A 7,249-nucleotide genomic window follows, 5' to 3' on the forward strand; every position below is an offset into this window, starting at 1 on the left:
GGGCTCGCTCAGCGGCCGGTGCGCAGCCGCACGTGTGCGGTATCGCCCTCGGCCAGCTCTTCGGCCCGCAGAACCGGCTTCTTCATGGGCAGGATGTACGTGCCGCGCTTCTTGTCCGGGAACACCGATGTCGACCAGGTGGTCGCGCCGACAGAGACCGTGACCGGGACGGCACCGAAACCGGGTCCGGTGCGGGGATGCCGGTCGGCGATATCGTCGGCGACCGGCTCGGGAACCGCGACGAAATGCCAGGTGGCCCCTGGTGCCTGCCAGACCTCGGCGGCGAATTCGTAGTCCCACGGCTTCATGCGCGCAGGATAACGCCGGGTACCGACAGGTTTCGGTCGGCAACGGTGTTGTTGCGGGTTCGACTCGGTGTGGACCCGGGGAGAGTCGTGAGGTGGGAGCCGAGCGGCGGCGAAGTACTGTCTCGGGCGTTCATCAGCCCAGCAGGAACGACAGAGGAGACGAATGTTCACCCGATATCGTCTGACCGGAGCCGTTGTTCTCGCCACCGCGTCGATCGGGCTCGTCCCGTTCGCCGCACCGGGCATCGCCGCGCCACCCGGTGTGAACCAGGCGGAGCCGATCATCACCTGCACCCAGAACGGCACCGTCACCTGGGCGGGCGACGGGCTGGGGGAGAAGCCGACCCGCGTCGAATGGTCGGCCACCACCGAGTTCACCGACTGCGCGGGGTCCGCCGTCGACGAGGGTGGGCCGTACCCGGTGAGCATGGCGGAGCAGGGCACCGAGGTGGCCTCCTGCGAGGGGAAGGTGACCGTCCACGAGGGCACGGGCACCATCACCTGGTCCGACGGCAGCACGAGCACCACCAGCAGCAAAGCCGCGGGCAACCAGGCCAAGTCCAAGGGCGGTGGCCCGGCCACCTTCCCGATCACCATCGACTCCGGCACGCTCGCCGGGCACTCGGCCACCGACGACAACACCGTGACCACCGAACAAACCTGTCCCGGGGTCACCGAAGCGGCGCTGACCGGCACGTTCACCGTGCACTGACACCGCGAGCGTCGCCGGAATCCCGCCGGCGACGCTCGCCTTGCGTCAGTTCGGCCCGGCGACCAGCTCGGCCCACTCGCTCACCAGCTGCCATGCTGTTGCCACGTGTTCGAGGCGGGTCGCGCAGCCACCGATCGCCACCCGAAGTGCGAACTGCCCGCGAACCATGGTGTGCGACAACAGGACCCGGCCCGTCGCGTTGACGGCATCCAGCAGGGCCCGGTTGACGTCGTCGGCGGCGCGCAGGCGGAAACAGATCACCGACAGCGGATGCGGCGCGAGCAAGTCGAACCGGTCGTCGGCCTCGACCCACGCCGCGAACTGCTGGGCCGCCGACACGCTGTAGCGAATGTGCTCGCGCAAACCGGACGCGCCGTACCAGCGGATCACCGCCCACAGCTTCAGTGCCCGGAACCGGCGGCCCACCGGCAGTTGCCAATCCCGATAGTCCACCACGGCGCCGGATTCGGTCGCGCTGTTGCGCAGGTATTCCGGCAGTACCGACAGCACATCCGTCAACGCCGAGCGGTCGGCGAGGTAGCAGGCGTCGAATTCCAAGGCGGTGAGCAGCCATTTGTGCGGATTGGTCGCGTAGGAATCGGCGAAGTCCGCCACGCCGTCGTTGATCCAGCGCAGCTCCGGGCACATCGCGGCCACGCCCGCGTACGCCGCGTCCACATGCAACCAGGCGTCGAATTCGCGACAGACCGCGCCGATGAGGGGAACCGGGTCGACGGCGCCCGTGGAGGTGGTGCCGACCGTCGCCATCACCAGGACGGGTATCCGGCCTGCGGCGGCGTCGTGTGCCATCGCGGCACGCAGCGCCATCGGGTCCATCGACAGGTCCGCACGGGTGTCGACGAAGCGGATCGCGTTGGAACCGAGACCCGTTATCCGCGTGGCCTTTTCGAAGCCGCAGTTCGCTTCGGTGGAGGTGTAGACGACGTAGCGGCCACGCTCGACGCCCGTGCGGGCGACCTGTCCGCGCGACGCCCGCTGCAGGGCGGCCAGCAGGGCGATCAGCATCGCGGTGCTCGCGCCGTCCTGCACCACACCGCCACCGCCGCCCGCGAAGGTGAACCGCTCGGGTAGCCCGATCAAGCCCGCCAGCCAGTCGAGAACGAGCTGTTCCAGCTCGGTGCACGCCGGTGCGGTCTGCCAGAGCATGCCCTGCATGCCCAGGCCGGAGATCAGCAGCTCGGCCAGCGCCGACGGGCCCGACGCGCCGCTCGGGTAGTAGGCGAGGAAGCCGGGATGCTGCCACTGTGTCGAGCCGGGCACGACGATCCGATCCATGTCGGCGAGCAGCGCCTCGAACGGTTCGCCGAGCTCGGGCGGCTCGGCAGTCAGTTGTGCGCGGACCTCACCGGGAACGACGCTCGACCGCACCGGCAGCGACTCCACCCGCTCCCAGTAGTCGGCCACCCAGTCCACCACGGCCCGGCCGTGTGCCCGGAATTGGGCGGCCGTCATATGCGGGGGAACGGGTGCGAGGACATGCTGGTGTGCTGGAGCAACGCGCGGGGTGGTCGCCACCGATCAGAGGGTAGAGGTCCGCCGCGCCGATCCGCCGCGCTGCGAGGCGTGTCGGCGCAGGCGACGCGGCGCTGAAACGGGTTCTCGTCCGGGAACTCAGCGATCCCGTCCCGTTCAACGGGTGAGTTGAGACACGAAAGTGGTTGTCGGGCAACAGGATTGCTACACTCCTGCCTGGTGGAGCGAGCGGCGGGGACCGCAGACCTCGACGCTCTCTCCACCTCCGATTGTGCTCCTCGGTCAGGACCCTTTCGAGTCGCTCCCGCCCCGTGCGCAGGTCGATGGAATGCCGGTGTTTCGGTGGTTGCCGTCTGGGCAAGCGCACACCATGGCAACTGACGAGCAAAATGGCACCACACCCTCACCTGCGAGCGCGGCCGAGGACTTGGTCACCGTCGACATGTTGCGAGAACTGCTCGGCGCCGACGACGCGCAAGCCTGCCTGGTTCTCGAAGGTGGACGGGTGCGGGTCGCCTCGGGACCAGAGGACCAGCAGAGCGGGATGGTCGTCGTCAGCCGGGCGGAGGTTCAGCGGCGGCTCGGCGCGAACCCGGACGCGACCGCACTGACCGAACAGGCGGCCCTGCTGGACAGCGAAGTTCGCCTGCTCGGCGCCTGAAGGCTGTCGGCGGACGTCGGGGATGCGATCGTCGCCCACGCCCACCGGCTCTCAGGCCCGGTACATGCCCTCGATCTCGTCGGTGAATCGCTCGGCGACCACGTGCCGCTTCACCTTGAGCGTGGCGGTGAGTTCGCCCGACTCCTCGGTCAGGTCGCGGTCGAGGACGACGAACTTCTTGATGGATTCGGCATGGGAGACGGTGCTGTTGGCATCGTCGATCGCCTGCTGTACCTCGGCGAGCAGCGCCGGATCCGTACGTAGATCGGCGACGGTCGCCTCGGCCGGTCGAGCGGTCGCTTCCTTCCATCCGGTGAACGTCTCCGGGTCGATGGTGATGAGCGCGGTGATGAACGAGCGACCGTCGCCGACCACGACGGCCTGCGAGATCAGCGCGTGCGAACGGATGCGATCCTCCATCGGGCCGGGGGAGACGTTCTTGCCGCCTGCCGTGACGAGGAGGTCCTTCTTGCGCCCGGTGATCGACAGGAACCCGTCGTCGTCGATGGCGCCGAGGTCGCCGGTGCGCAACCACCCGTCGGGCAGCGCGGCGGCGGTAGCTTCCGCGCTGCGCCAGTACCCGGCGAACACGACGCCACCGGACACCTCGATCTCGCCGTCCTCGGCGATGCGAACAGCGTTGCCGCCCAACGGTTGTCCCACCGTGCCGATCTTCACCGCACCCGGCACGTTCACACAGTGCGCGGCGGTGGATTCGGTGAGGCCGTAGCCTTCGTACACCGGAACACCGACACCTCGGAAGAAATGCCCGAGCCGAGGCGTCAACGCGCCGCCACCAGAGATGACGAACTCGCAATCACCACCCAGTGCGGCCCGCAGCGGGGTGTATACCAGCCGGTCGCACAGCGCGTACTCGGCACGCAACAGCAGCGAGGGCGTGCGCGCGAATTCGCCCGTGGGGTCGAGGTTTTCACTCCACCGGACCGCGGTCTGCTCGGCGAACCGGAAGACGGCCGCCTTGATCCGGCCGCCGTCGCGTGCCTTCTTCTCGGCGCCGTCGCGCACCTTCTCGAACACTCGTGGCACGCCGAGGATCGTGTGCGGGCGGAACCGGGTGAACTGATCGGTGATGGTCTTGAAGTCCGCCCAGTGCGCCTGCGTCATCCCGGCCTCGAACGCGGCCAGCGACACCGCCCTGGCCAGCACGTGCGCCAGCGGCAGGAAAGTGAGCATCCGCTGTCCCGGGCGGGCGACCTCACCGATACTCGCGGTCAGGATGCCGCGCACCTCCGACAGGAAGTTGCGATGGGTGAGCATGCAACCTTTGGGGCGACCGGTGGTGCCGGAGGTGTACACCAGGGAGGCGAGGCCGTCGGCGCGCAGACCGTCGAGTCTTTCCCGCAGGCGGTCGTCGGAGTGGTCGGTGCCCTCGGCGATCAGCAGCGCTTCGGCGCCGTCGTCGATGACCAGGGACCGTCGCAGTGTTGCCGGTGCGTTCGCGAGCAGATCTTTGTGCCGTGCGGTCTCCACGATGGCGAGAGCCGCACCGGAATCCTCGAGGATCCACCGCACCTGCTCGGCGGAGGACGAGTCGTAGACGGGAACGGTGACCGCACCGGCGGCCCAGATCGCGAAATCGAACAGCGTCCACTCGAAGCGCGTCGCCGACGCGAGGACCACCCGATCGCCCGCCTGAATACCGTTGGCGAGCAAGCCTTTCGCCACCGCGGACACCAGTCGCGCGAACTCGTCCGCGGTGACGTCGACCCAGTCGTCCCCGCCGGGACGGGAGAACAGTACCCGCCGAGGGAACTGTTCGGCCTGGGTGTAGACCGAGCCGACGATGGTCTCGTCCTCGGCGATGGTGAACGTGGCCGGCGTGGTGAACTTACGCATGCTCGCCTCCAAAGGGCTGGTCGGGTCGCTGGAATCGCCGCAAGGCGTGCGCGAAGTCGGTGATGTCGTCGGCGGTCCAGTCGCTCATCCGCTCCTCGAGCAGCATGAGGTCGTGTTCGATCGCGGCTCGATGTGCCCGGCGGCCCGCCGCGGTGAGCGTCAGCGGGTAGCCCGCACGGGAATTTCCCTCGCCCGCCGCCACCCAGCCCGCGTCGACGCAGGTCCGCAGCTGTCGTGACACCGTCGAGCGGTGCACGCCGAACGCTTCGGCCAGGTCGGTGGCACGACAGCCCGGATTCCGTTCGATGTAGGACAACGCCGATCGCTGCGCGAACGACGGTATCCCCTCCGACGCGGGCCGCGCCGCGATGGCTTCGCGGACGATCTGCGTGAGCGCGTCGTGCACCGCGACGAGCTCGGGCGACCATCCACCCGACTGGTGTTGCATGACGCAACTATATCCCCGGCCGGTGGCCGCTTGTTCACCGGGCGGCGCGCCGGAGCAGCCGGAGTACTGCCCGTTCGATGATCGCTCGGCGCTCGTTCTCGGCGGCGCGGGCGGCTCTGCCCAGCGCTCGGGAGATCGTCACCCCGTCGGCGTACGATTCGGCGACCCTCGGGTCGACATAGGAGGCGCGGGCGACGGCGGGCGTATTGCCGAGCGCGGCAGCGACTTCGGCGATCACGGCACGTTCGGACCGCTTGCGCGCACGTGCCGAGGTCGGGGGTTCGGCCTGTGCGAAACCCTCGGCGGCCAGCACGGTGGCCTGCCAGGTCCGTAGGTCCTTGACGGTGCAGTCGGTTTCGGTGAGTGCTTTGAAACGGGCGTTGATGTCGTCGGCATGCAGTTCTCGGTAGCCGTTCTTGTCGCGGTAGACCAGTAGCCGGGGCGAATCCGCGCGGCTGCGCCGCAGGGAAGCGACCGCGCGGGCCAGCTCGGTGTCGTGTATCCGGACGCGACGACGCAAGCCGCCCTTGGCGACGTAGTCGAACAGCATCTGCTCGCCCTCGACGCGCACCTGTTCGCGCAGCAGGGTGGCGACGCCTCGGGTGCCGTTCTCCTCGGCGTACTCCTCGCCGCCGACCCGGAACACGCCGAGGTCGATCAGCCCGATGGCCACGGCCTCCACCCGGTGCCGGTGCAGGCCGGAGCGGCGCACATCGGCGGTCAGCCGGTCGCGCAGCCGGGGCAGGCAAGCAGCCAGATCGAGGACGCGATCGAACTTCTCCTCGTCGCGCTCCCGGCGCCACTGCTCGTGATACAGGTACTGGCGGCGGCCGGCGGCATCGACACCGATCGCCTGGAGATGACCGTTGGTGTGCGGGCAGATCCACACCTTGCGCCATGCGGGCGGAATCACCAGGCCGTTGATCCGCTCGAGCAGGTCTTCGTCCGAGACTCGTTCGCCGTCGGTGGTCAGGTACGAGAAGCCACGACCCCGGGCGACTCGCCGGATCCCCGGGCCGTAGGGAGTGCTTCGCCGTAATCGCACGAAACCTCCTGTTCGTTGCCGCCGATCGGGTCAGGACATCGACCTGTTCAGGATCGGCGCATCGTGCCGGGATTCCACGCGGAATTCGAGGCCGAAGTTGTTGAGGGTGAACGGGCAAGGGGTCGAGGGATCGGGAGGTGGGGTCGAGGTCAGCAGCGGAATGCCGACGTCGGTGTGCCGGCACGCGAGCTACTTGCGGTCATTCCACGCGCAGGACCATCTAAACGAGCCGCCCGATTCCGGGTGGGACCCGGCATCACGCCCGTGAGCCGAAGAACTCGGCTCGGGCGGCGTCGACACGTGCCTGCGCCTGGGCGGCGCCCTGGAAACTGACCGCGGCCGAACCGCCGCCGGCGAGCCCGAGCGCCAGCAGACCGCCGATCACCGAGAGGAGGTTCGGGTCGGGGAGGAGGCCGGTGTCGCTGGTCGGTGTGACGTCGTGGGCGGGGGCCGCCGGGCCGCCGCCGGGTGCGGGCGCGGCGGGCGGATCAGCCGCTCCACCGGGGGCCGGTGAAGAGGGTGAGTCACCGCCGGGGCCTGATTCGACCGGTGGTGCGCCGCTGCCTGGCGCGCCGCCACCGGGTGCTCCACCACCTGGCGCGGCGCCGGATTCGCCCGCGTCCGGCTGGGGAATTGCCGGCTGGGCGGGTGCGGGAGCGTCCGGGGCAGGGGCCGCGGGGACGGATTGCGGGGCAGGAGCTTGCGGTTCCGGCGGATTCCCGGG

Annotated in this window: 7 protein-coding genes and 1 pseudogene; 2 read left to right on the plus strand and 6 right to left on the minus strand. The window is 69.3% G+C overall.

Going from position 1 to position 7,249, the window contains the following annotated elements:
• Nucleotides 1-8: 8 nt before the first annotated feature.
• Nucleotides 9-308 carry a DUF1905 domain-containing protein gene (locus AB0I35_RS25770; RefSeq protein ID WP_357398882.1) on the minus strand — a complete coding sequence of 100 codons (300 nt, stop codon included), beginning with the start codon at nt 306-308 and terminating at the stop codon, nt 9-11.
• 163 nt (nt 309-471) lie between these two features.
• On the opposite strand from AB0I35_RS25770, the gene AB0I35_RS25775 reads away from it, so the two are divergent.
• Entirely contained in the window at nt 472-1,020 is a 549-nt protein-coding gene (locus AB0I35_RS25775; RefSeq protein ID WP_357398883.1) for a hypothetical protein, read from the plus strand.
• Nucleotides 1,021-1,065: 45 nt separating this feature from the next.
• Here the strand turns inward: AB0I35_RS25775 and AB0I35_RS25780 are convergent, their stop codons facing one another.
• Nucleotides 1,066-2,556, minus strand: coding sequence for an aminotransferase class V-fold PLP-dependent enzyme (locus AB0I35_RS25780; protein WP_357398884.1), 1,491 nt, complete (start codon nt 2,554-2,556; stop codon nt 1,066-1,068).
• Between the two features lie 328 nt (nt 2,557-2,884).
• Here AB0I35_RS25780 and AB0I35_RS25785 point away from each other — a divergent pair, with 328 nt between their 5' ends.
• Entirely contained in the window at nt 2,885-3,175 is a 291-nt protein-coding gene (locus AB0I35_RS25785; RefSeq protein ID WP_357398885.1) for a hypothetical protein, read from the plus strand.
• 51 nt (nt 3,176-3,226) lie between these two features.
• Here the strand turns inward: AB0I35_RS25785 and AB0I35_RS25790 are convergent, their stop codons facing one another.
• From AB0I35_RS25790 to AB0I35_RS25805, 4 genes and pseudogenes are all read right to left on the minus strand, one after another.
• Nucleotides 3,227-5,032: a long-chain fatty acid--CoA ligase gene (locus tag AB0I35_RS25790; protein ID WP_357398886.1), complete on the minus strand. Its 1,806-nt coding sequence runs from the start codon at nt 5,030-5,032 to the stop codon at nt 3,227-3,229.
• Nucleotides 5,025-5,480, minus strand: a complete 456-nt coding sequence (locus AB0I35_RS25795; protein ID WP_357398887.1) for a MarR family winged helix-turn-helix transcriptional regulator — start codon at nt 5,478-5,480, stop codon at nt 5,025-5,027. Before AB0I35_RS25795 ends, AB0I35_RS25790 begins: the two co-directional genes overlap by 8 nt.
• A 34-nt stretch (nt 5,481-5,514) precedes the next feature.
• Entirely contained in the window at nt 5,515-6,525 is a 1,011-nt protein-coding gene (locus AB0I35_RS25800; protein ID WP_357398889.1) for a DNA topoisomerase IB, read from the minus strand.
• Nucleotides 6,526-6,781: 256 nt separating this feature from the next.
• Nucleotides 6,782-7,249, minus strand: a pseudogene (locus tag AB0I35_RS25805) (hypothetical protein); the annotation flags it as partial.

This window comes from Nocardia sp. NPDC050378 (assembly GCF_040655675.1).
GTDB lineage: Bacteria > Actinomycetota > Actinomycetes > Mycobacteriales > Mycobacteriaceae > Nocardia > Nocardia coubleae.